Origin of the sequence: Levilactobacillus hammesii DSM 16381 (assembly GCF_001434395.1) — a bacterium.
GTDB lineage: Bacteria > Bacillota > Bacilli > Lactobacillales > Lactobacillaceae > Levilactobacillus > Levilactobacillus hammesii.
This window is the reverse complement of record NZ_AZFS01000060.1, coordinates 140,833-162,277: the sequence shown is the minus strand read 5'-3', so window position 1 is coordinate 162,277 and position 21,445 is coordinate 140,833. Positions and strand designations below refer to the sequence as shown.

Here is a 21,445-nt window from a genome sequence, read left to right as displayed (position 1 = left end):
AATTAAGAACTTAATAATATAGAAAGAAAGCGTCATTCGTTAGTCTGGGGATCGTTCCTCGGTACTGGCGAATGACGCTTTTTGTCTCATTTTTTTAGTCGACTGCCTGCTAATCCGTTTTGATGCGGGCAATCACCTTATCTTTAAAATAATCTTCCATTAGATTCATCTCAATAGACCGTCCCGGCAACGTCTCCGCCCAGGGTTGATCACACTGCACCTGCTCCATCAATTCAACCGCGGATAGATTGCCAAAGGTCTGCCAAACACACTCAAGAATGGCCTGAAACTGCTGAATCGAGGCCAAGTAATCATAGTCCGCTTGATCCTCGGCCGAGATGCGGCCGACAATTCCCGTTTGACCGGCATACCGTTCCTCTACTGCGGGAATCATGACGCCATGCTCACCGGCCACCAAGTCATCTGAAAAGGCATTGATTCCGTAGACGACCACACAAATTCCCTGAACGTAATACAGCAACTGTGTCACCTTGCTGCGACTGAGTTCATCCGCATCTATATCCTGCATCTGCCGACTACTTTTGACCCGAAACCAATTGACCATTTGATCGATATCGTTGTTCAATTCGGACCCTCCTTGGAAAGCCTTCCTGTCAACTTCATCCACTCAATCTGCCTAGCCCCATGATAACAAGCTCACTGCCGAGAAACAACCCAATTTGTAGACCCCGAGGCACGCCGGATACAGCAACCCATGGGCTGCCAGTTATCTATTCAGCCTAACCGTCAGTGCGTTGCTTGATGGACGGCATCCACGGCTGGGTCCTGCGGGATTTCTGTTGGAAATGACACAATGTCGGTCTGGAAGTAAGCCGTCAAACGGTCCAAATCGATCGTCTGCCCCACTTGTGTCTCCTGACAGGGCTTTTCCTGTAACATCTGCTGCCGTAGCTCAATCGTCGACATATCGCCGTACGCGAGCCATACCGCGTGAAGGACGTCTAACATTTGGGGATGTTGATCCTCAATGTTAGCATCATCGGCCCAAGCTTTTTTGCCGATCTTACCGACGATTCGAATGCGCTCACCATATTTATGACGCACGGCCGCAATCACCGGACCGTTCTTCTCAATGACAATCTCGTCTTCAAACGCGGGGACCCCATACATAGCCAGATACGTGCCCTGAACATAGTACAACAGGGCCATCGTCTTCCACTGCGTTAACTCTTCCGCGCCATACATCCCCATCTGCGCCTCGCTCTGAACCCGTAACCAATTGACCAGCCGCTTAACTTTCATGAACGCACCGTCCCCTCTATCAGTTAACTTCTCGTGGTTTAACCATACCAAGGGCCCTAGGGAAATTCAATCTTAATCGTACCCACCCCATCAGCTATCTACCGACTGCACAAATAAAGCACCCATCAGTCCGATAGGTGCTCACTCTTAGCTTATTTTCATGTTGAAAACCGATCAGACCGGCATTTCAAAATTACCGGCACCTTTTCGTTGCATCCCCGTCAAAATTTGCTATAGTCAGGAACTAAGCCAGGGAGCTACTTCTTCAGGGCCTCATCCAATGCCTCAACGTGTTCGATTGGCCCAACCACCGTCAAGACGTCGTGCAGCTGCACCATATCGGTCGGTTGCGGGGAAATATTAATCTTTTGATCGTGTTGGATGGCAATGATGGTCAGGTCAAACCGTTTTCTCAAGTTCAGATCAATCAGATTTTGGTTAACAAACGTGGGATCCGTAATGACCACTTCGGCTAACGTATACTTGTCGCTCAAGTCTATAAAATTCAAAATATGATTTGAGAGAAGTTTGCGCACGATGCTGTGTCCCATGTCACGTTCGGGAAAGATCACCTGATCGGCCCCAACGCGTTTCAGCACACGCCCGTGGTCACTGGTTTCGGCCTTGGCAATCACCTTTTCGGCGCCCAGCTCCTTGGCCAACATGGTCGTCAGGATGCTGGCCTCCATGTTATTGCCAATGCCCACGATCACGTAGTCAAAGGTATCGATGTTCAGTTCCCGCAGTACTTCCTCGTCCCGCGTATCCGCAACCAACGTTTGGGTCGCAATCTCCGTCATTTCATTGACGGGCGCCTCCTGCACGTCAACCGCCAAAACATCCTGATGGGTCTCCGCCAAAGTTTCCACAACACTCTGTCCAAACCGGCCGAGGCCTAATACCGCAAAACTCTTCTTCATCTTTCAGACTCCTTAACCAATTAAGATATTTTCTTCTGGATAGCGAATCAAGTTCTTCTTGACCTGCCGCCGTGACAACGTGTAGAGCGTGGTAAAGATACCGACCCGCCCAATGAACATCAGCAGCATAATGACCACTTTGCCAATGACTGTCAGATGGGGCGTCAGCCCGAGGCTCAGTCCCACCGTCCCAAAGGCCGATAGCACCTCAAACACAATATATTCCAGCCCGAAGTTACGCGGAATCTTCTCGGTCTGAGTAAGTACCAACGTTGCGAGAACAATCACCACACTGGCCATAAAGATCAGCAACAGGGCGCGACTGACGTTGGCCTGACTGAATCGCCGATGGGCAAACTCCGCGTCCTTTTTCCCACGGAGCTGCGCGATGCTTTGAACCATCAGTACACCAAACGTGGTCGTCTTAATCCCACCAGCGGTCGATCCCGGCGTCCCCCCGATGAACATGAGGATCATGATGAGAAAAATACTGCCGGGATGTAAGGATTCCGTAGGTAATGAAATGAGTCCGGCCGTTCGTGGCGTTACACTGAGGAATAACGTATTAACGGTCCGATTGAACCACGACGTTCCCTTAGGCAGGATGCTCAGATCTCCTTCAGTGACGAGAAGAATGACAAAACCAATCACGAACAAAGAGAGTGTCGTGACTAACGTTAGCTTGGAGTTCAACGTCAGGCGTTTGCGCTCATGGAAGAGCAACAGGTCACGCCAAACCAGGAAGCCCAGTCCCCCAGCCACAATCAGCAGTGTCGTCACTAGCAACATGTAAGAGTCGTCCCGAAAACCCATCAGACTGTTCCCAAACACATCAAATCCGGCGTTACAGAATGACATGACGGAGTGGAACAACGAGACGTACAGTCCCCGTGACCACCCGTAGCGCGGAATAAAGTCAAAGGCAAACAGAATCATCCCTGCAATCTGAAACAACGCTGACAGAACAATGACGTACTGCATGACGCTCTTGGTGTCGTGCAGATGCTCCAAGTTCAAGGATTCTTTCACCATGAGTTGCGTCGAAAGATTCAGGTGCCGCCGCATCACGTTGAAGAGCAGGACCGCAAACGTCATGTACCCCAACGCCCCGATTTCGGTCATAACCATAATGGCCACCTGACCAAAAGGCGTCCAGGTGTCTGCCGTATTGACCACGGTCAGCCCCGTAATACAGGTCGCTGAGGTCGCTGTAAACAGCGCATTAATAAAGGAGACGGGATTTCCATAGGTGGCAACGGGTAAACTTAACATGAACGTCCCCATCGCAATAATCAAAATGAATCCCATTACCATTTTCTTTGATAATGTATTTAAAAATAAGTCATAAAACTTTGAGTGTCGAATTTTATCCATGATTGTCCCTTGCCTCACATCAGTATTCCATTCCCTCAGTCTAAGACAACCACTGCGGGAAAACAACACCCAAATTACCGGTTTATTGAATCGCTAATGCTGATTTTCAAGGCGACACCGTCTCCGCACGAACTATTACGCATTTTGCCATCAACCTAATCGTTATGGCGTCATCTTCCCCATATTCGTCCGCCGCCCTCTATAAGCGGTGCCCGCATTCCCTTGATCATGCCATCAAAAACTGCCGCAAAACATCAGCAGTTCTGATGTCCCGCGACAGCGTTTTAACTTAAATGTGATTTGGTTAGCTTAGCCTACCCCAGGTTGCGTGTTTTTCGGGGCAAAATAGGCATGTTTCGTTTGGAAATGTGTGTAGACGCTCGGCTTATGATCCGTACTCTGTGAAGGGTCTACTAGGACATGGTGCTTCTTCCCCTTAATCTTCATGGTATACATGTAATAACCCGCTGCATCGCCAATCTCAGTCTTGCTATTAAAGGCGTAGATTGTCCGCTGATGCTTGCGCGTATACTTGTAAACAACTTGGTTAGGGAACGTGGTCATCTTATGCGTATACTTCTTACCATTGAAGATTCTGAAGCTGACTTTATGCTTGGTAATAACCACTTTGTTCATCCCATACTTCTTATCATAGTGATACCAGGTACCGCGAATTTTCTTTGGTGTTGCCTTCAATTTCGTCACCTTAGCCGCACCAGCCTGCGCCTGTGCAGTGAGGTCGGTGTTCATCAACGCATTGCCACCGATGACTGTGGCCAAGACGACCATAACCGTAATCAAGAATTTTTTCATTGTTCAATCTCCATTCGTTAGTTGTTATGGGATAGCAAGACAAACATGTAGATGGCTTGACCGTGTTGGGTGCCGCCAAGACCAATGTGCGTGTGATTCCTACTCATTAAGTAAGGTTCCGCCCCAATATCACGATTTAGATCTGTCCGTCGCATCCAGGAATTATCGGCCCCTTTCCCCCAATCCGAACCATTCTCATAGTGAATAATTGGATTAGACTTGGGTGCGATATAATCATCCACGATCCAGCCAGCATGTGGTGTTCCCTCGACATCAAGCTTAAATTTCTTGCCTTCCTTAAGCATCCGATCACTATTCTTTTGGGCAATCTTATCCAGCTTGGCCGTTTCCTTCAACGCGGGTAAACCTTGCTTAGCCCGATCATGATTGATGCTATTCAGTGCGGCCTTCCGGTACGCCGCCACGCTGTATTTGCCATAGCCCCATTTATTCCAGACGTAAGTCGAATGGACGTAGCCCTTGACCTGGCCGTTCTTTGACTTTATGTAAGTAGCTGTGGCCGTCTTGCCATTGGCCTGACGGACCGTGACCTTCTTCGTCGCGTAAAACTTGGTGTATAAGTAGTTGGTCATATGGTGACGCTTATGCGTGAGCTTGGCATTACTGTACATCCAGCCCCCTCTGACATGCACCTTGTGCTTAGCTTTGTAGGTGATCGTCTTGATTACCTTAGCTGACTTAGCTTTAGCAAACGCCGTGTTGGTACCAGTTGCTGATCCTGCTGCTAGGCCCATAACACCTAGACTCAAGATCGTTAACCCTGAAACAATCGTTTTCCTAAATCTCATCATGAACTCCTCCAACTTGTTGGTTTCTGGTGACATTACCCACTGATAACTCTTCAGATACCATCACTCCTACTTCTCTCACGTTGATGCCAGCACTAGCCCCCTGTTACAGATCCATTCGTCCCCTTATCCTTTAGCTGGGCAACTGGAGAAAACAGCCAGATTCACCGCTAGTCACTACGAACAGCTCTAAAATATTTTTTTGTGAAAATACTTCACACGATTAATATTATCAAAGTAGCTTTAAAATATCAATATTACCCATACTATATGCTTCGATTTCGAGTATCTAATCTGAAAAGCCTCAATTTTCTCCAACAAAAAAATCCCCACCAAATGGCGAGGATTTCCAACCGATAATATCGAAATATTAACGCTTTGAGAATTGTGAAGCCTTACGTGCCTTCTTCAGACCTGGCTTCTTCCGTTCCTTCATACGAGCGTCACGAGTCAAGAGACCCGCACGCTTCAATGGACCACGGAAATCTGGATCTACTTCGAGCAATGCCCGAGCGATCCCGTGACGAGTTGCGCCGGCTTGACCGGAGAAACCACCACCGCGAACAGTAACTAATGCATCATAGTTACCGAGCGTTTCCGTAACGTTGAATGGTTGTAAAACAACTTCACGAATACTTGCGAATGGAATGTAATCTTCGATTGCCTTGTTGTTCATAACAATCTTACCTGAGCCGGGTACTAAACGTACACGTGCAGAGGAGTTTTTACGACGGCCAGTGCCGCGATATTGAACTTGTGCCAATTTGGTTTCCTCCTTAGATTAGGTTAGTAATGTCTAATACTTCTGGCTTTTGGGCTTCGTGCTTGTGGTCTTCACCAGCGTACACGTGAAGCTTCAATGCCATGTGGTGACCTAAGGAGTTCTTAGGGAGCATACCTTGAACAGAAGTTTCGATCAGTTTTTCTGGGTTTTGATCCCGGAAGTTACCAGCAGTCCGTGACTTTAAACCACCAGCGAAACCAGTGTGGTGGTAGTAAATCTTGTCGGTTGCCTTACGGCCAGTTAAGCCGACTTTTTCAGCGTTGATCACGATTACGTTATCACCAGTGTCCACGTTAGGGGTGAACGTTGGCTTGTTCTTACCACGTAATACAGAAGCAACGACTGAAGCAAGACGACCTAAGCTAACATCAGTTGCGTCGACGATGTACCATTTGCGGTCAACATCGTTGGGTTTTGCCATATAAGTTGTACGCACGTTAAATTCCTCCATAAATCTGTGTTTGTCTGACACCAAGTAAACTTTCCGGGGCTTATCGTGGGGCAAACAATACCAACAACCATAATACAAAGTTTTCACCATAAAGTCAATGATTGTTTAGCCCCTCAGCCAAAATTTACCGCTGATGTTGCGGTAATTTGGTCGGATGCGCCGGATCCTCGCCTTGATAATAGACATGTTTCAAGTATAATCCCGCGGCTGGCACCGTTCTACGGGCCTGTCGACGATCTTTAACTTCGTATAAACGTAAAATATCATGAACGGGCCGTGTCCCCGACCCAATCTCAATGAGCACGCCCACCATAATGCGAACCTGATTGTACATGAAGCCATTGCCATAAAATTCAAAGACCAACTCATTGTTCGCCTCATCAATGTGACACGTGGCTTCATAAATCGTCCGCACAAAAGTCCGAGTCTGGGCTCCAGAGGCCACAAAACTGGTAAAATCGTGTTCTCCGACCAGATCGCCGAGCGCTTGATTAATCTTACCTAAATCGACTGGAAACTTCCAGTGGCCCGTATAATTGCGTTTAAATGGATTCCGGAATTCCCCGAGATCCATCCGGTACAAATACCGCTTGCCAGAGACATCATAGCGCGCATGGAAGGTCTCGGCAACCTCTTCGACCTTTAAGACCTCCATATCCATCGGTAACATGCTGTTTAAGCCCTTGCGCATGCTATCCGCAGGAATGATGAAGGGAAAGTCAAAGTGCGCCACCTGCGCCAATGCGTGGACCCCTGCATCAGTCCGTCCCGACCCATAAATCACGATTGCCGGCGTGGGCTTCTTGGCCATTTTATTCACGACCTGGGTCAAGACGCTTTCCACGGTTCGTTTGTTCGGTTGCCGCTGAAAGCCAGCAAAGTTGGTACCATCATACATAAAAGTGACCTTGTAACGTTGCATGTTTCCTCCTACCAACGACGAGTAGCTAAAATGGCGGCTAGAACCACCACAAAAATAATCCACGTAATCGTATCTCGTCGTTGCCAAGTTAAAATACGATACTGACTGCGATGCTCACTGTCTTGATACCCGCGTGCTTCCATTGCCGTCGACAAATCCTCAGCGCGGTTAAAGGCACTCATAAACAGGGGCACCATCAGGGGAATTAACGACTTGGCCTGTTTGAGCAAGCCCCCCTCACCAAAATCCACGCCCCGTGCACGCTGCGCATTCATGATTTTATTGGCCTCATCCATGAGCGTCGGCACAAAGCGCAGCGCAATCGACAGCATCATGGCTAACGTGTCGACGGGCACCTTGACCCACCGCAGCGGCTTCATCAAGGACGCTAGCCCCGTCGCAATGTCCAACGGTTGGGTGGACAGGGTCAACAGCGTCGACATCATGATGATTAACAGAAAGCGGATGAAGATGTACCCCGAATTAATCAGGCCAAACTGTGTAATATTGACGAAAGCCCAGTGAAGGTACACGTGCCCGCCCGCGGGACTGAACAACAGTTGCAAAACCACGGTAAATACAATCAACCACAACAGCGGCCGAATGCCTTTAAGAAAGAAACCCAAGCTAATCTTTGAAGCCAGGATAGCGCCTATGGTAAACGCAATAATCAGCAGGTAGCTCACGGGATTATTCGCCATGAAGACCAAAATAATGTAGCAGAAGCTCAAGAGTAGCTTATTTCGCGGATCAAGGTGGTGGACAACCGAATCCAGGGGCAGATAGCGCCCAAAGATAAAATTAGACATGGGCGTCCCCCTCTCGCGGCCACCGTTCAGCCAACTGATCCGCCAATTGCTCGGCGGTCAGTGGAAGTTGCTGCCAGGTCACGCCACGTGCGGCTAATTTCTGAGCAAATTGGGCGGCGCGTGGCATATCCAGTTGATTAGCCTGTAACCACGCGGCATCACGAAAGACATCGTGCGGCGTCCCAAATTTAACCAACTTTCCCGCACGCATCACGGCAACCTGCTCGGCATACTGGGCCACATCTTCCATCTGATGAGTCACTAGGACCACACTGAGCCCCTGTTCACGGTGGAGACGGTCAAATAGCGCCATCATCTCCTGGCGTCCCTGGGGATCTAGCCCCGCGGTAGGCTCATCTAGGACCAATACCTTGGGCCGCATGGCGAGAACCCCTGCAATGGCGACCCGCCGCATCTGCCCACCGGAGAGCTCAAAGGGTGACCGCTCCGCATAACTACTGTCGAGCCCCACCGTCTGCAGCATGGCATCTGCCAGCTTATTGGCATCCGTCTCGCCCATACCGAAATTCTGTGGTCCAAACGCAATGTCCTGCCGAACCGTCTCTTCAAAGAGCTGACTCTCAGGAAACTGAAAGACCATGCCCACATGCTGACGTAACGGCTTGAGAGCGGCGTTAGTCGTCTTGGGGGTAATCGTAAAGTCACCGACCGTGATTTGCCCGCTCGTGGGCTTGAGCAGCGCATTGAGCTGTTGAATCAGCGTCGACTTGCCACTCCCTGTATGCCCAATAATCGCTAAATAACCATGGTCCGGCATCTGAAAGGAGACATCCGTAACGGCAGGCGTCGCCATCGGCGTCCCTGCCTGATACGTATAGCTTACGTGTTCGAAAGTGATTGCCACAGCCACTCCTCCATTTCCGAAGCCGTCTGATACGTCGCTGGGGGTTCAATGCCCCGCTGGCGCAACGCCGTTTTTAATTTCGCGGTAAAGGGTAAGTCTAACCCGAGCTTAATCAGTTGATCGCCCCGGGCGAAAATAGTCGCCGGATCGGCCTCATCCACCAGACGCCCATCATCGATCACGAGCACGCGATCGGCACCGGCAGCCTCATCAATATCATGGGTGATCGAAATCACCGTCAGATGACGTTCAGCGCGCAGCTGACGCACCAGGTTCAGCATGTCGCGGCGCCCCTGGGGATCCAACATACTCGTTGCTTCATCGAGAATCAACACGTCCGGCGCAATGGCCACGATCCCAGCTAAGGCAACGCGTTGCTTCTGCCCCCCCGAAAGTGAGCTGGGTTCACGGTGCGCAAAGTCAGCCATACCCACCTGAGCCATCGCTGCTTCGACGCGCGGGACCATCTCTTCACGGGGAATCTGCCGGTTCTCAAGCCCAAAGGCAACGTCGTCGGCAACCGTGGCTCCAACAAACTGATTGTCCGGGTTCTGAAAGATCATGCCGATCTTCTCGCGAACCTGCCACACGGTTTCTGGGGTCAACTGAATGCCCCCAACCGTCACCTCGCCAGTCGTGAAAGGTAGCAAGCCATCCAGAGACTTAGCTAGGGTTGATTTGCCACTCCCGTTATGACCAACGATAGCCAGCCATTCCCCCGCATGCACGTCAAAACTGACATCATCTAATGCTGGTCTGGGATCGTCCGCCTGATAACGGTAGGTCAGATGTTTTACTTCAATGATATTTGCCATCTGCGCTGTTGATTCTCCTTCGAAAAAAGTCACCGCTAATTATACCAAACATTTCAATGATATCGAAGACTTGTGCCTACTATTCACCAAAAAGCCCGTGCTGAGCTTGAAGCCGTCAGTCCCCCACAACCGGAAAGCCCCTAACGAAAAAAAAGGGTATAAAAAAATCACTAACAAACCAGCGGCGCTGAGGCTTTCGCCCCCATTCAAGCTAGACTCGGAAAGATTTCCCCATCATCGTAGCGCTCTATACCACATGGTTCTAGTGATTAATTTAAAACATATTGGTATCACGTTTAAGGTCGTGATCACACCTTGAATTCATAACTAGAAACTAGTCAACGAATTCCAAGATAGCCATAGCGGCACCATCACCGCGACGAGGCATCGTCTTTAAGATACGCGTGTAACCACCATTACGGTCAGCGTACTTAGGTGCTAATTCGCTGAATACCTTTTGCAATGCGCTGGTAACGACAACATCATCGCCGTCTTCCTTAACATCAGCAACCACGTTACGGATGAACGCAGCAGCTTGACGCCGAGCATGCAAGTCGCCTTGCTTACCCAAGGTAATCATTTGGTCAGCCGTCTTCCGAACTTCTTTAGCGCGTGCTTCAGTCGTTTCGATGCGGCCGTTTAAAATTAAACTGGTAGTCAAATCGCGTAACAAGGCACGACGTTGAGAACTAGTCCGTTGTAATTTACGGTAACTCATAACCAGAAACCCTCCTTTGAGTGTCTAAAATTAGTCTTCCTTCCGAAGTGACAAACCTAAGTCAGCTAACTTAGCCTTAACTTCTTCAAGGGACTTGCGACCCAAGTTACGAACCTTCATCATGTCTGCTTCAGTCTTATTAGTCAATTCTTGGACCGTGTTGATACCAGCACGCTTCAAGCAGTTGTAAGAACGAACGGATAAGTCGAGCTCTTCGATGGTCATCTCAAGCATCTTTTCCTTATGCGTTTCTTCTTTTTCAACCATGATTTCCGCATTCTTAGCTTCGTCGGTCAAGTCGACAAACATAGCCAGATGTTCGGTTAAGATCTTGGCAGCCAATGCAATGGCTTCGCTTGGATTAATTGAACCGTTTGTCCAAACATCCAGGGTCAATTTATCGTAGTCAGCCCGTTGGCCAACCCGTGCATTCTCTACTTGGTAGTTAACCCGTTCGATTGGGGTGTAAATGGAATCAACAGCTAAAACACCGATTGGCATTTCTGTGTTCTGAGCTTTATGCTCGTCAGCAGAAACATAGCCACGGCCCTTATCCGCAGTCATCCGCATATGGAACGTTGCCCCATCGGCAACCGTAGCAATGTACAGATCTGGGTTTAAGACATCAACGTCAGCACCCGCAACAATATCACCGGCAGTGATTTGTGCTGGTCCCTTAACGTTGATTTCCATGGTTTCTTCTTGATCGTCGGAACCGTTAAGCTTCAGCGCGATCTTCTTAACATTTAAGATGATCTGCGTGACGTCTTCAACTACCCCTTCAACCGTTGAAAATTCATGTAAAACCCCGTCGATTTGAATGCTGGTAACAGCTGCACCAGGTAATGATGAAAGCAAGATCCGCCGTAAGGAGTTACCAAGCGTTGTTCCGTATCCACGTTCCAACGGCTCAACAACAAACTTACCGTAGTTGCTACTCTCATCAATTTTATGAATGTTAGGCTTTTCAAATTCAATCATTCTTATCGTTTACCCCTTTCAAACCGCGTTGAGCTCCTATAAGTCAATCCCATCATGAAGGTTGCCCTCATTAATGAAACGCTCACGTTAAACCCGACGGCGCTTTGGAGGACGAGTCCCATTATGAGGCACTGGCGTAACGTCACGAATAGCCGTAACTTCGATACCAGCAGCTTGGATGGCCCGGATAGCAGCTTCACGTCCTGAACCAGGACCCTTGACAGCAACTTCAACGGACTTAATACCGTGTTCTTGTGATGCCTTGGCAGCGGCTTCAGCAGCCATTTGTGCAGCAAATGGTGTTGATTTCCGACTACCCTTGAAACCTAAAGCACCAGCAGATGACCAGGCAATAGCGTTCCCTTGAACGTCCGTGATCATGACCAATGTGTTGTTAAACGTAGCATGAATGTGTGCAACACCGGATTCAATGTTCTTTTTGACCCGACGCTTGCGACTAGTTTTTCTAGTAGCCATAAAGTGTTGACCCTCCTTTACTTCTTCTTACCGGCAATCGAAACGGCTTTACCCTTCCGAGTGCGGGCGTTGTTTTTGGTGTGTTGGCCGCGAACAGGCAAACCGCGACGGTGACGCATACCACGGTAAGAACCGATTTCTTGCAAGTTCTTGATGTTCAGGCTAACTTCACGACGTAAGTCACCTTCGACCTTGTACTTGTCAACTTCGGCACGAACCTTGTCTTCTTGATCAGGTGTCAAATCGCGAACCCGAACGTCTTCTGCGACACCAGCATCCGCAACAATCTTATGTGCGGTGTTGATACCAATACCAAAAATGTAAGTCAAACCATAAGCGATTTTCTTATCACGTGGTAAATCCACTCCAGCAATACGTGGCATTAAATGTGCACCTCCTATAAATTGAATTACTTACCCTGGCGTTGTTTGTGCTTAGGGTTGGCTGAGCAAATAACCATTACTCGACCCTTACGCTTGATAACCTTGCAGTGTTCGCACATTGGCTTAACTGATGGTCTTACTTTCATGAATATCCCTCCTACATCTGTCCAGGCGGTTACTTGAAACGATAAGTAATCCGGCCTTTAGACAAGTCATACGGTGACATTTCAACAGTTACTCGATCACCAGGCAGAATCCGGATGTAGTGCATCCGAATCTTACCGGAGACGTGAGCGAGAATCTCATGACCGTTTTCTAATTCGACCCGAAACATTGCGTTAGGTAATGTTTCGGTAACTTTACCTTCGACTTCGATGACATCGCTTTTCGCCACGAAAGTACCTCCCTTTTAATTGCGTGTAAAATACACGTAAAAGCAGCAGGAGCAAGGATGTTGCTCCCACCTAGCACCTGTGAATTGCGACAGCGCGCCATTTACAGGCTAAACCTGAATAAGTCTACCATAATTCCTACAACTTAGCAAGAACTTAGTAAAACCTACAGATTCTTCAAGATCTTTTCAATGTCGACGTAGACATCATCGATAGCCCGGTCACCATCTACCGTAAAGAGCAAGCCCTTCTTGGTGTAGTAATCAACTAATGGCGTGTTAGCCTTTAGGTTAACTGCCAAGCGATTCTTCACCGTTTCAGGTTTGTCATCTTCACGTTGGTAGAAATCATGGCCGCCACACACATCACAAGTTCCCTCAACCTTAGGATTGTGGTAGAGCTTATGATAAGTCGCGCCACAAGTCCGGCAGATGTACCGACCGGAAAGGCGTTCAACCAAGACATCGGGCTCAACGTGAATGTTAATCACGGCGTTGATCGTCCGGTTCAATTCAGGACCAAAGCTATCTAAAGCTTCAGCTTGAACAATAGAACGCGGAAAACCATCCAACATGAAGCCGACCTTGGTATCATCTTGAGCTAAGCGATCCCGAACGATGCCATTTGTGACTTCATCCGGTACCAGTTCACCTTTGTCGATGAACTTCTTAGCTGCCAAGCCCATTTCGGTTTCGTTCTTCATCGCTTCGCGGAAGATATCTCCCGTCGAAATATGCGGTAAGTGGAACTCATCGATAATCTTTTGGGCTTGGGTCCCTTTACCGGCACCAGGTAGGCCCATGAGGATTAAATTCATTGCTGTCATGTTCGTTCTCCTTATTTCAAAATTATTAGCCTGAAATACACAAGCAGGTGTGCCAATTAGATCAACACACCCGCTGGAAACTCATTAAGCTGGTTCTGGACCTTGCGGATCATCTGGTGATCCTTGAATAAAGCCGACGTATTCGCGCTTCATCATCAATCCGTCAACCTGACGCATGGTTTCGATAGCAACACCAACGACGATTAAGAGGCTGGTACCACCTAAACCAATAGACTCATCTAAGTCCCAAAGATTTTGGGCTAACAACGGAATTAAGGAAATGAATCCAAGGAAGAGTGACCCAACAGTGCTGAGTCGCATCAACAAACTGGAAACGTATGACTGCGTTTCGTGACCAGGCCAAACACCAGGAATGTAGCTCCCCTGCTTTTGCAGGTTCTCAGACAACTTTTCTGGGTTAACTTGAACGAACGCATAGAAGAACGTGAACACAATGATCAGAACGGTGTACAGAATGGCACCATCAACGGTTTGCATGTTGAAAAGGTTTGTCATGGTCTGATACCAAGCATCCTGCGAATGCGTGTTTTGGAACGCCATCAGAATAGTCTGTGGCGTTGCAATAAACGAACTTGCGAAGATAACTGGAATAACACCAGCAACGTTAACCTTTAATGGAAGATAACTGCTATCTGGCGAACCAGACACCCGGCGCGTATATTGCATAGGGACCCGCCGTTCGGCTTGTTGAACCCACGTCGTAAACGTGATGATCAACAGAACCAGAACAACCAGACCTAACACAAAAAGTACGCTCTTCCACATGTCACCACTGGCAATGTCGACGAAGTAATTCTTGTAGAGTTTGTAGACAGAGGTAGGTGTCCGGGCAATGATCCCCGCAAAGATGATCATTGAAATCCCATTACCTAAACCACGATCGGTGATCATATCCCCCATCCAAGTGGTCAACATGGTCCCACCAGTCAGGATTAACCCGATGGAGAGATACGTTGTCACACTAGGATTTTGCACCAGTTTCATTGAGCTTAACGCACTGAAACCAGCGGTGATCCCGATCGACTGAACGAATGCTAAAGCAATCGCCAAGTAACGAGTCGCTTGGTTTAATTTCCGCCGTCCAACGTCCCCTTGCTTACTCCATTCAACGAAGCGCGGAACGATGTCCATTTGTAGCAATTGAATAACGATTTGTGCAGTGATGTAAGGTGAAACCCCCATCGCGAAGATGGAGTAGTTGGTTAACCCACCACCACTGAAGGTATCTAAAATACTAACTAACCCAGAAGACGCAACGCTTTGAAGTGCCTTCGCGTTAATGCCGGGGACAGTAATATAGGTACCCAACCGAAAGACAATCAAAACCAGAAGAGTAAAGAGAATCTTTTTACGAATATCTTTAATCTTAAACGCGTTTTTTAAGCTTGAGAGCATTAAATCACCTCAGTCTTACCACCAGCAGCTTCGATAGCTTCGGCAGCTGACTTGGAGAACTTAGCGGCTTTAACCGTTAACTTCTTCGTTACTTCGCCGTTACCCAAGATTTTGATACCGGCTTTTTCGTTCTTCACGATACCGGCTTCAACCAAGGCAGCTGGAGTAACTTCAGCACCATCATCAAAGACGTTCAAAGCGGATAAGTTTACGACAGCAAATTCCTTGCGGTTAATGTTGGTAAACCCACGCTTTGGAATACGACGGTACAGTGGCATTTGGCCACCTTCAAAACCCAAACGGGTCTTGCTACGAGCCTTTTGACCTTTTTGGCCACGACCAGCAGTCTTACCGTTACCAGATGAATCACCACGACCAACCCGGTTACGAACCTTCCGTGAGCCTTCAGCAGGTTTTAATTCGTTCAACTTCATGCTATTGCGCACCTCCTTATAAAATGAAATTAGTACTACTTAACTTCTTCAACTTTAATTAAATGTGCGATTTGGAAAAGCGCACCGCGAGTGGCCTCGTTGTCTGGTTGTACAACCGTGCTGTTCACACGGTTCAAACCAAGAGCTTCCACGATCTTCCGCTGTTTAGGGAGGCGGTGTGCAACACTATGAATTAAAGTAACTTTTAATTGAGCCATTTTAATACCCCTCCTTATTCAGCTAAGTGTTGAAGAGAGACACCACGGAGAGCGGCAACTTCTTCAGCACGCTTCAACTCAGCAAGGCCAGCAAAAGTGGCACGTACTGCGTTAACTGGCGTGTTAGAGCCAAGACGCTTAGAAGTAACGTCAGCAACACCGGCTAATTCCATGACGGAACGAACGGCACCACCGGCAGTAACTCCAGAACCTTCAGCAGCGGGCTTGAGTAAGATCTTACCCCCACCATAAAGACCAAGTGCTTCGTGAGGAATGGTCGTTCCCACGATTGGAACTTCGATCAAGTTCTTACGAGCGGCTTCAACAGCCTTACGGATAGCTTCTGGAACTTCTTGTGCTTTACCAGTACCAAAGCCAACGTGACCGTTCTTATCGCCGACAATTACAAGTGCTGAGAACCGAAGACGACGGCCACCTTTAACAACTTTGGTGATCCGGTTGATAGCAACAACGTTATCTTCAAGTTCTAACTTGTCGGGATCAATAAATTTTGCCATGTGTGGTTATTCCTCCTTACTGTTAAAATTCCAGCCCGTTTTCACGAGCAGCTTCTGCCAATGCTTGAACACGGCCATGGTACAAGTACCCACCACGATCAAACACAACATTGCCAATCTTCTTTTCGACAGCGCGCTTAGCAACTAAAACACCAACAGCCTTAGCTTGGTCGGTCTTGTTGTCACCACTTACTTCGCTATCTAACGTTGAGGCACTAACAAGCGTGACACCCGCTACGTCATCAATGACTTGAGCGTAGATGTTTTTGTTAGAGCGGAAAACGTTTAAGCGTGGGCGTTCTGCAGTTCCAGAAATTTTGTTCCGGACACGCGTATGACGCTTTTGACGTGTCTTATTCTTATCTGGTTTTGTAATCAAAATAGTCACCTCTTTGTAGAATTATCAGCATTAAGCTGCGTTACTGTTACTTACCAGTCTTACCTTCACGAATCCGAACGTATTCGTTTTCGTAACGGATACCCTTACCCTTGTAAGGTTCTGGTGAACGAACGGCACGAACTTCGGCGGCAAAGTCACCGACTTCTTGCTTGCTGATACCAGAAATGTTGATGGTCGTGTTATCAGGAACCTTAACTTCCAAGGTTTCTGGAATAGCCATTTCAACAGGGTTGGAGTAACCAACGCTCAAAGTCAAGGTCTTACCCTTAGCTTGAACACGGTAACCAACACCGACCAGCTTCAAAGTCTTAGCGAAACCATTAACAACACCTTGAACCATGTTGTTTAAGTTAGCACGCTGAGTACCGTGAAGTGCACGGGTCTTGTTGTTGTTGTCTGGACGGTCAAAATCGACCGCACCGTCACTAATTTTCATGGTGATGATGTCAGAGAAAGTCCGGGTTAAAGAACCTTTAGGACCCTTGACAGTAACTTGATCACCATCGCGTTTAACATCGACGCCAGCAGGGACATCGACAGTTTTATAACCAATACGACTCACTGTAAGGCACCTCCTATCTTCTTAAAAGTTTTACCAAACGTAGGCGAGAACTTCGCCACCGATTTTTTTAGCACGCGCTTCTTTATCAGTAACTACCCCTTCAGAGGTGGAGATAATAGCGATACCTAAACCGTTCAGAACCTTTGGCACAGCGTCGGCTTTAACGTATGAACGTAAGCCGGGCTTAGAAATACGCTTCAAACCACTGATGACACGTTGGTTATCCTTACCGTACTTCAGGAATACGCGGATGATGCCTTGCTTGTCATCATCGATGTATTCAACATTACGGATGAAACCTTCGCGCTTCAGGATTTCAGCGATGTCGCGTTTAATTTTAGATGCAGGTACTTCGAGTGATTCGTGACGCACCATGTTGGCGTTACGGATCCGCGTCAAGAAGTCTGCAATAGGATCAGTCATGGACATTAACGTTTACCCTCCCTTTGTTTAAAATTCGTTTTACCAGCTAGCCTTCTTCATACCAGGAATTTGACCCTTGTGGGCAAGTTCGCGTAGGCAGATACGGCAAAGGTGGAACTTTTGATAAACAGAGTGTGGACGTCCACAACGTTCGCAACGAGTATATTCTTGAGTAGAGAACTTCGCAGGACGCTTGTTCTTAGCAATTTGTGATTTCTTAGCCAATTTGTGTGAACCTCCTTAATTAGTGTGCGAACGGCATACCGAATTGAGTCAACATTTCGCGTGACTCTTCATCAGTGTTAGCCGTTGTAACGATAACGATGTCCAAACCACGAACACGGTTAACGTTATCAAAGTTGATTTCTGGGAAAATCAATTGTTCCTTGATCCCCAAAGTGTAGTTCCCACGGCCATCAAAGGCACGGGCGCTAACACCATGGAAGTCACGAACACGTGGCAATGACACGTTGATCAATTTATCCAGGAATTCGTACATCCGGTCCCCACGGAGGGTAACCTTAGCACCGATTGACATGCCTTCACGAAGACGGAAGGTTGCGATTGACTTCTTGGCCTTAGTAACCAATGGCTTTTGACCAGAAATCAAACCAAGTTCTTCAACGGCTTCGTCGAGGTTCTTAGCGTTGGAGACAGCATCACCAACACCCATGTTCAATACGATCTTTTCGATCTTCGGCGTTTGCATAACAGAACTGTAGCTAAATTTTTCCACCAATGATGGGGTAATTTCATTAACGTACTTTTCTTTTAAACGAGCTGACATGAAATTATGTTCCTCCTTTCAGTGATTATTTGTCGATGGTTTCGCCGGACTTCTTAGCGAACCGGACTTTGTGACCATCTTCAACACGAACGCCAAGCCGGGTTGGTTCGTTGTTCGAAGGATCAATAAGCATAACGTTGGATGCGTGAATTGGTGCTTCAATATCAATAATTCCGCCTTGGGGATTAGTTTGAGAAGCTTTTTGGTGCTTCTTAATCATATTGACGCCTTTAACGATCACGCGGTTCTTAGCATTGAGGACTTTGGAAACAGTACCTTCCTTGCCTTTGTCTTTGCCAGCGATCACGCGGACCTTGTCACCAGTTTTAATAAGCATTCCTGTGGGCACCTCCTTGTTTAACACGATTCTTAATTACAGTACTTCGGGTGCTAATGAGATAATCTTCATGAAGTCGTTGTCACGTAATTCACGTGCAACTGGTCCAAAGATCCGAGTCCCTTGTGGGCTCTTGTCGTCTTTAATCAGCACAGCAGCATTTTCATCAAAACCGATGTAAGAACCGTCATTACGACGTACACGAGACTTCGTACGAACAACAACAGCCTTGACTACATCACCCTTTTTGACAACGCCACCTGGTGTTGCTTGTTTGACAGTAGCAACGATGATATCACCGATTCCGGCGTAGCGACGTTTTGAGCCACCCAGAACCTTGATAGTCAGGATTTCCCGGGCGCCGGAATTATCGGCAACCTTTAAGCGACTTTCTTGTTGGATCACAGCTAGTGTCCTCCCTTCAGATCTAGTTCAGAATACGATAAAAACGACACCTAAATGATTACTGCTTTTTCAACAATGTCGACTAAGCGGAACCGCTTGGTAGCAGATAATGGACGAGTTTCCATGATTTCAACAATGTCGCCAGTTTGTGCTTCGTTGTTTTCGTCATGTGCCTTGTACTTCTTGGAGTACTTGACACGCTTGCCATATCTTGCATCCGTCTTCGTCGTTTCTACAACGACAGTGATCGTCTTGTCCATTTTGTCGGACACGACACGACCACGGTAAACCTTGCGGTTATTACGTGCATCACTCATGTATTAGTGACCTCCTTTTTATCGTATTCTACTTGTTCAGTTCTTGTTGGCGAAGAGCGGTTTTAATCCGCGCAATGTTCTTGCGAACCTGCTTCAACCGTGCGGTGTTTTCCAATTGACCAGTAGCTAATTGGAAACGCAAGTTGAATAATTCGTCCTTGTAGCTCTTTTCTTTATCGAGCATTTCAGCAGTGGTTAATTCATTGATTTCTTTAGTCTTCATTAGATTCGCCACCTACTTCCTCTCGAGATAAGACCTTAGTACGAACGGGAAGCTTCATGGCTGCAAGACGTAATGCTTCGCGGGCAGTTTCTTCAGAAACGCCACCCACTTCAAACATAACCTTGCCACGCTTAACTGGGGCTACCCAGCCATCAGGCGTACCTTTACCATTACCCATCCGGACCCCAACACCTTTACTGGTGTAGGATTTGTGAGGGAAAATCTTGATCCAAACTTTCCCACCACGCTTCATGTAACGCGTAATTGCAACACGGGCTGCTTCGATTTGACGGTTGGTGATCCACTTGGAATCCAACGCTTGCAAACCGTAGTCGCCGAAAGCAACGCTCTTGCCACCCTTGGATTCGCCACGTAGCTTACCACGGTGGACACGACGGAACTTTACTCGCTTAGGTACCAGCATGCTATTTCCCTCCTTGTCCGTTAGATTGTTTCTTTTCAGGCAGAATTTCGCCACGGTAGATCCAGGTCTTAACACCCAGAGAACCATAAGTGGTGTGAGCTTCTACCCAAGCATAATCGATATCAGCACGTAACGTGTGCAGAGGAACCGTACCTTCAGCATAGCTTTCGACACGGGACATGTCAGCACCGTTTAAACGGCCTGATACTTGCGTCTTGATACCCTTGGCACCAGAACGCATAGTCCGTTGCATCGTTCCACGCATAGCGCGACGGAATGCAACACGACCTTCCAATTGACGGGCGATGTTTTCGCCGACCAATTTGGCATCCAGATCTGGCTTCTTGATTTCCACGATGTTGATGTGGACACGTTTGCCAGTTAAGTCGTTCAATTCCTTACGGAGATTTTCGACTTCTGAACCACCCTTACCAATAACCATACCTGGCTTGGCAGTGTGAATTGAGATATTGACGCGGTTTGCAGCCCGTTCAATCTCAACAGTTGATACAGATGCGTCAACGAGACGCTTTTCGATAAATTTACGGATTTGAAGGTCTTCCTTCAGGTAAGCAGCGAAATCCTTTTCAGCATACCACTTTGCTTCCCAGTCGCGAATGATACCGACCCGTAATCCAGTTGGATTTACTTTTTGACCCACGCGTTATCCCTCCTTTTTTTCAGATACAACAACCGTAATGTGACTCGTACGCTTGTTGATTGGTGAAGCAGAGCCTTTGGCACGAGGACGGAACCGCTTAAGGGTTGCGCCTTCGTTCACATAGGCTTCGCTAACAACTAAGTCTTGACGATCTAAGTCAAAATTATTTTCTGCGTTAGCAATTGCTGAGTTCAAAACCTTTTCCACTACCGGTGAAGCTCCACGCGGTGTGAACTTTAAGATTGCGATCGCTTCTGCGACGCTCTTGCCCCGGATAAGATCGATGACAAGGCGGACTTTGCGAGCAGCAATCCGAACCGTCTTAGCAGTCGCTTGCGCTGATGTAACTTGTTCAGCCATTAGTTAATCCTCCTTATCAACGAGTTGTTTTGTCGTCGCCACCATGACCACGGAAAGTCCGGGTTGGTACGAATTCGCCAAGCTTGTGGCCTACCATATCTTCTTGAATGTAAACTGGGACATGCTTCCGTCCATCGTATACAGCAATGGTAAAACCAATAAAGCTAGGGAAAATAGTAGACCGGCGGGACCAGGTCTTAATGACAGATTTCTTGTCTTGATCCTTTTGCGCATCAATCTTGTTTAACAAGTGCGCATCGGCGAAAGGTCCTTTTTTCAAACTACGACCCATTATGAAACCTCCTCTACTTGTGGCGCATCGCTAAATGCGATGATCACCAGGTCTCTTGACATCCGG

General features: G+C 47.7%; 36 protein-coding genes. All 36 read right to left on the bottom strand.

Going from position 1 to position 21,445, the window contains the following annotated elements; translation table 11 throughout:
* Positions 1 to 109: 109 nt before the first annotated feature.
* The 36 genes from FD28_RS08535 to rpsS all read right to left on the bottom strand — a co-directional run bounded on the left by FD28_RS08535 (position 110) and on the right by rpsS (position 21,379).
* Positions 110 to 586, bottom strand: a complete 477-nt coding sequence (locus FD28_RS08535; RefSeq protein WP_057734555.1) for a Panacea domain-containing protein — start codon at positions 584 to 586, stop codon at positions 110 to 112.
* A gap of 161 nt (positions 587 to 747) precedes the next feature.
* Positions 748 to 1,263: a Panacea domain-containing protein gene (locus tag FD28_RS08530; protein WP_057734553.1), complete on the bottom strand. Its 516-nt coding sequence runs from the start codon at positions 1,261 to 1,263 to the stop codon at positions 748 to 750.
* A gap of 257 nt (positions 1,264 to 1,520) precedes the next feature.
* Positions 1,521 to 2,183 (bottom strand): potassium channel family protein, encoded by a 663-nt coding sequence (locus tag FD28_RS08525; protein WP_057734551.1) that lies wholly within the window; start codon positions 2,181 to 2,183, stop codon positions 1,521 to 1,523.
* A gap of 12 nt (positions 2,184 to 2,195) precedes the next feature.
* Positions 2,196 to 3,557 (bottom strand): TrkH family potassium uptake protein, encoded by a 1,362-nt coding sequence (locus FD28_RS08520; RefSeq protein ID WP_057734549.1) that lies wholly within the window; start codon positions 3,555 to 3,557, stop codon positions 2,196 to 2,198.
* Positions 3,558 to 3,866: 309 nt separating this feature from the next.
* Complete coding sequence (locus FD28_RS08515) at positions 3,867 to 4,370, bottom strand: hypothetical protein (protein WP_057734547.1); 504 nt, start codon at positions 4,368 to 4,370, stop codon at positions 3,867 to 3,869.
* 17 nt (positions 4,371 to 4,387) lie between these two features.
* Positions 4,388 to 5,179, bottom strand: coding sequence for a CAP domain-containing protein (locus tag FD28_RS08510; RefSeq protein WP_057734545.1), 792 nt, complete (start codon positions 5,177 to 5,179; stop codon positions 4,388 to 4,390).
* Positions 5,180 to 5,549: 370 nt separating this feature from the next.
* On the bottom strand, positions 5,550 to 5,942 hold the full coding sequence (rpsI, locus tag FD28_RS08505) for a 30S ribosomal protein S9 (protein WP_011668466.1): 393 nt from the start codon (positions 5,940 to 5,942) through the stop codon (positions 5,550 to 5,552).
* A gap of 13 nt (positions 5,943 to 5,955) precedes the next feature.
* On the bottom strand, positions 5,956 to 6,399 hold the full coding sequence (rplM, locus tag FD28_RS08500) for a 50S ribosomal protein L13 (protein WP_057734543.1): 444 nt from the start codon (positions 6,397 to 6,399) through the stop codon (positions 5,956 to 5,958).
* A gap of 139 nt (positions 6,400 to 6,538) precedes the next feature.
* Positions 6,539 to 7,336 (bottom strand): tRNA pseudouridine(38-40) synthase TruA, encoded by a 798-nt coding sequence (truA, locus tag FD28_RS08495; RefSeq protein WP_057734541.1) that lies wholly within the window; start codon positions 7,334 to 7,336, stop codon positions 6,539 to 6,541.
* An 8-nt stretch (positions 7,337 to 7,344) separates the two neighbouring features.
* The gene (locus tag FD28_RS08490) at positions 7,345 to 8,145 is read right to left on the bottom strand and encodes an energy-coupling factor transporter transmembrane component T family protein (protein WP_057734539.1); all 801 of its coding nucleotides are present in this window, start codon (positions 8,143 to 8,145) and stop codon (positions 7,345 to 7,347) included.
* Positions 8,138 to 9,010: an energy-coupling factor ABC transporter ATP-binding protein gene (locus FD28_RS08485; protein WP_057734537.1), complete on the bottom strand. Its 873-nt coding sequence runs from the start codon at positions 9,008 to 9,010 to the stop codon at positions 8,138 to 8,140. Before FD28_RS08485 ends, FD28_RS08490 begins: the two co-directional genes overlap by 8 nt.
* Entirely contained in the window at positions 8,986 to 9,825 is an 840-nt protein-coding gene (locus tag FD28_RS08480) for an energy-coupling factor ABC transporter ATP-binding protein (RefSeq protein ID WP_057734535.1), read from the bottom strand. The genes FD28_RS08485 and FD28_RS08480 overlap by 25 nt, the downstream gene beginning before the upstream one ends.
* A 334-nt stretch (positions 9,826 to 10,159) precedes the next feature.
* Positions 10,160 to 10,543: a 50S ribosomal protein L17 gene (rplQ, locus tag FD28_RS08475; protein ID WP_020090123.1), complete on the bottom strand. Its 384-nt coding sequence runs from the start codon at positions 10,541 to 10,543 to the stop codon at positions 10,160 to 10,162.
* Positions 10,544 to 10,573: 30 nt separating this feature from the next.
* Positions 10,574 to 11,524, bottom strand: coding sequence for a DNA-directed RNA polymerase subunit alpha (locus FD28_RS08470; protein WP_020090124.1), 951 nt, complete (start codon positions 11,522 to 11,524; stop codon positions 10,574 to 10,576).
* 87 nt (positions 11,525 to 11,611) lie between these two features.
* Complete coding sequence (gene rpsK, locus FD28_RS08465) at positions 11,612 to 12,001, bottom strand: 30S ribosomal protein S11 (RefSeq protein WP_057734533.1); 390 nt, start codon at positions 11,999 to 12,001, stop codon at positions 11,612 to 11,614.
* Between the two features lie 17 nt (positions 12,002 to 12,018).
* Positions 12,019 to 12,384, bottom strand: a complete 366-nt coding sequence (gene rpsM, locus FD28_RS08460; RefSeq protein WP_057734531.1) for a 30S ribosomal protein S13 — start codon at positions 12,382 to 12,384, stop codon at positions 12,019 to 12,021.
* Between the two features lie 26 nt (positions 12,385 to 12,410).
* Complete coding sequence (gene rpmJ, locus FD28_RS08455) at positions 12,411 to 12,530, bottom strand: 50S ribosomal protein L36 (RefSeq protein WP_011668476.1); 120 nt, start codon at positions 12,528 to 12,530, stop codon at positions 12,411 to 12,413.
* A gap of 29 nt (positions 12,531 to 12,559) precedes the next feature.
* Positions 12,560 to 12,778, bottom strand: coding sequence for a translation initiation factor IF-1 (infA, locus tag FD28_RS08450; RefSeq protein WP_011668477.1), 219 nt, complete (start codon positions 12,776 to 12,778; stop codon positions 12,560 to 12,562).
* A 164-nt stretch (positions 12,779 to 12,942) separates the two neighbouring features.
* Complete coding sequence (locus FD28_RS08445) at positions 12,943 to 13,593, bottom strand: adenylate kinase (RefSeq protein ID WP_338034533.1); 651 nt, start codon at positions 13,591 to 13,593, stop codon at positions 12,943 to 12,945.
* Between the two features lie 93 nt (positions 13,594 to 13,686).
* On the bottom strand, positions 13,687 to 15,018 hold the full coding sequence (secY, locus tag FD28_RS08440) for a preprotein translocase subunit SecY (protein WP_057734527.1): 1,332 nt from the start codon (positions 15,016 to 15,018) through the stop codon (positions 13,687 to 13,689).
* The gene (gene rplO, locus FD28_RS08435; RefSeq protein WP_020090129.1) at positions 15,018 to 15,452 is read right to left on the bottom strand and encodes a 50S ribosomal protein L15; all 435 of its coding nucleotides are present in this window, start codon (positions 15,450 to 15,452) and stop codon (positions 15,018 to 15,020) included. Before rplO ends, secY begins: the two co-directional genes overlap by 1 nt.
* A 35-nt stretch (positions 15,453 to 15,487) precedes the next feature.
* The gene (gene rpmD, locus FD28_RS08430; RefSeq protein WP_057734525.1) at positions 15,488 to 15,670 is read right to left on the bottom strand and encodes a 50S ribosomal protein L30; all 183 of its coding nucleotides are present in this window, start codon (positions 15,668 to 15,670) and stop codon (positions 15,488 to 15,490) included.
* 14 nt (positions 15,671 to 15,684) lie between these two features.
* Entirely contained in the window at positions 15,685 to 16,188 is a 504-nt protein-coding gene (gene rpsE / locus FD28_RS08425) for a 30S ribosomal protein S5 (protein ID WP_020090131.1), read from the bottom strand.
* Between the two features lie 22 nt (positions 16,189 to 16,210).
* On the bottom strand, positions 16,211 to 16,576 hold the full coding sequence (gene rplR / locus FD28_RS08420) for a 50S ribosomal protein L18 (RefSeq protein WP_027826031.1): 366 nt from the start codon (positions 16,574 to 16,576) through the stop codon (positions 16,211 to 16,213).
* 37 nt (positions 16,577 to 16,613) lie between these two features.
* A complete protein-coding gene (rplF, locus tag FD28_RS08415) occupies positions 16,614 to 17,150 on the bottom strand; it encodes a 50S ribosomal protein L6 (RefSeq protein WP_057734523.1) in 537 nt (178 codons plus the stop codon).
* A 30-nt stretch (positions 17,151 to 17,180) separates the two neighbouring features.
* Positions 17,181 to 17,579, bottom strand: a complete 399-nt coding sequence (gene rpsH / locus FD28_RS08410) for a 30S ribosomal protein S8 (protein WP_011668485.1) — start codon at positions 17,577 to 17,579, stop codon at positions 17,181 to 17,183.
* Between the two features lie 33 nt (positions 17,580 to 17,612).
* On the bottom strand, positions 17,613 to 17,798 hold the full coding sequence (locus FD28_RS13070) for a type Z 30S ribosomal protein S14 (protein ID WP_081624603.1): 186 nt from the start codon (positions 17,796 to 17,798) through the stop codon (positions 17,613 to 17,615).
* A 19-nt stretch (positions 17,799 to 17,817) separates the two neighbouring features.
* Positions 17,818 to 18,360, bottom strand: a complete 543-nt coding sequence (rplE, locus tag FD28_RS08405) for a 50S ribosomal protein L5 (RefSeq protein WP_057734521.1) — start codon at positions 18,358 to 18,360, stop codon at positions 17,818 to 17,820.
* 25 nt (positions 18,361 to 18,385) lie between these two features.
* Positions 18,386 to 18,697: a 50S ribosomal protein L24 gene (rplX, locus tag FD28_RS08400; RefSeq protein WP_057734519.1), complete on the bottom strand. Its 312-nt coding sequence runs from the start codon at positions 18,695 to 18,697 to the stop codon at positions 18,386 to 18,388.
* Positions 18,698 to 18,733: 36 nt separating this feature from the next.
* Positions 18,734 to 19,102, bottom strand: a complete 369-nt coding sequence (rplN, locus tag FD28_RS08395) for a 50S ribosomal protein L14 (RefSeq protein ID WP_057734517.1) — start codon at positions 19,100 to 19,102, stop codon at positions 18,734 to 18,736.
* Positions 19,103 to 19,152: 50 nt separating this feature from the next.
* Positions 19,153 to 19,419, bottom strand: a complete 267-nt coding sequence (gene rpsQ / locus FD28_RS08390; RefSeq protein WP_020090138.1) for a 30S ribosomal protein S17 — start codon at positions 19,417 to 19,419, stop codon at positions 19,153 to 19,155.
* A gap of 28 nt (positions 19,420 to 19,447) precedes the next feature.
* Positions 19,448 to 19,642 (bottom strand): 50S ribosomal protein L29, encoded by a 195-nt coding sequence (gene rpmC / locus FD28_RS08385; protein WP_020090139.1) that lies wholly within the window; start codon positions 19,640 to 19,642, stop codon positions 19,448 to 19,450.
* A complete protein-coding gene (gene rplP, locus FD28_RS08380) occupies positions 19,632 to 20,066 on the bottom strand; it encodes a 50S ribosomal protein L16 (RefSeq protein WP_057734515.1) in 435 nt (144 codons plus the stop codon). Before rplP ends, rpmC begins: the two co-directional genes overlap by 11 nt.
* Position 20,067: 1 nt before the next feature.
* Entirely contained in the window at positions 20,068 to 20,727 is a 660-nt protein-coding gene (gene rpsC / locus FD28_RS08375; RefSeq protein WP_020090141.1) for a 30S ribosomal protein S3, read from the bottom strand.
* A 3-nt stretch (positions 20,728 to 20,730) separates the two neighbouring features.
* Positions 20,731 to 21,087, bottom strand: coding sequence for a 50S ribosomal protein L22 (gene rplV / locus FD28_RS08370; RefSeq protein ID WP_057734512.1), 357 nt, complete (start codon positions 21,085 to 21,087; stop codon positions 20,731 to 20,733).
* A 16-nt stretch (positions 21,088 to 21,103) separates the two neighbouring features.
* Entirely contained in the window at positions 21,104 to 21,379 is a 276-nt protein-coding gene (rpsS, locus tag FD28_RS08365; RefSeq protein WP_057734511.1) for a 30S ribosomal protein S19, read from the bottom strand.
* Positions 21,380 to 21,445 lie beyond the last annotated feature (66 nt).